Below are 797 nucleotides of genomic sequence, written 5' to 3'. Positions count from 1 at the left end.
CTTTTATACTGTAGGCCTGAAAATTATCACGTCGATGGTGACAATGACACCCTGGTATCTGTATCTGATCCGTACCGCGGACAACGCTTTATACACCGGAATAACCACCGATGTGGAGCGTCGATATAAGCAACATCAGAGCGGGAAAGGCGCGAAGGCGCTACGTGGAAAGGGAGAACTCACCCTGGCATTTGCGGCGCAGGTCGGCGACCGTTCGCTGGCTCTGCGCATCGAGTATCGCGTCAAACAGCTCACAAAGCGTCAGAAAGAGCGCCTTGTAGAGGGCGGAGGGCTTGAGGCTCTGCTGAGCAGCCTGCAAACCCCGGATGTTAAAAACGATTGAAGTGGTCGTGGTATTCCACCAGGCCCGTCACGCCCTCCAGCGCATCGTCCGCCAGGCGATGAACCTGGAACGCGCTTTCGGTGCCCGGCCAGCGGCAACGCAGGTCATGATGCGCAGCCAGCTCAAAGCCAAAACGGCTGTACAGTGCCGGATCGCCCAGCGTAACCACCGCGGCGTAGCCAAACTCGTTCAGGGAGTCGAGTCCTTCATAGACCAGTTGACGCGCCAGGCCCTGACCACGGTAGTTTTCATCCACTGCGAGCGGCGCCATGCCGACCCATTGCAGATCTTCACCCTGAACATCGACAGGACTGAACGCGACGTAACCCACTACCTGACCTTCGTCATCTGTCGCAACCAAACCCAGCGTTAAGAAACCATCTTCACGCAGGTCGTGCACTAATTTCGCTTCCGCATCGCTCTCAAATGAACGACGCAGCAACGCATCAATACC

General features: G+C 56.7%; 2 protein-coding genes. One reads left to right on the top strand and one right to left on the bottom strand.

The genetic code is table 11. The annotated features are described in order from the left end of the window. Nucleotides 1-43: 43 nt before the first annotated feature. Nucleotides 44-343 carry a GIY-YIG nuclease family protein gene (locus KQJ18_RS24255; RefSeq protein ID WP_038634168.1) on the top strand — a complete coding sequence of 100 codons (300 nt, stop codon included), beginning with the start codon at nt 44-46 and terminating at the stop codon, nt 341-343. On the opposite strand, the gene KQJ18_RS24250 is transcribed toward KQJ18_RS24255, so the two are convergent. Next, the coding region (locus tag KQJ18_RS24250; protein WP_216422991.1) for an N-acetyltransferase at nt 330-797 on the bottom strand (468 nt) is incomplete at its 5' end. The two genes, KQJ18_RS24255 and KQJ18_RS24250, sit on opposite strands and share 14 nt — an antisense overlap.

It is taken from the genome of Citrobacter sp. S55_ASV_140, assembly GCF_018919505.1.
Classification (GTDB): Bacteria; Pseudomonadota; Gammaproteobacteria; order Enterobacterales; family Enterobacteriaceae; genus Citrobacter; species Citrobacter werkmanii.
This window is presented reverse-complemented; position numbering and strand designations above follow the sequence as displayed.

Bases quoted from the DNA above. Each gene is read 5' to 3' on its own strand.
- KQJ18_RS24255 (WP_038634168.1), top strand. From the start codon at position 44: ATGACACCCTGGTATCTGTATCTGATCCGTACCGCGGACAACGCTTTA.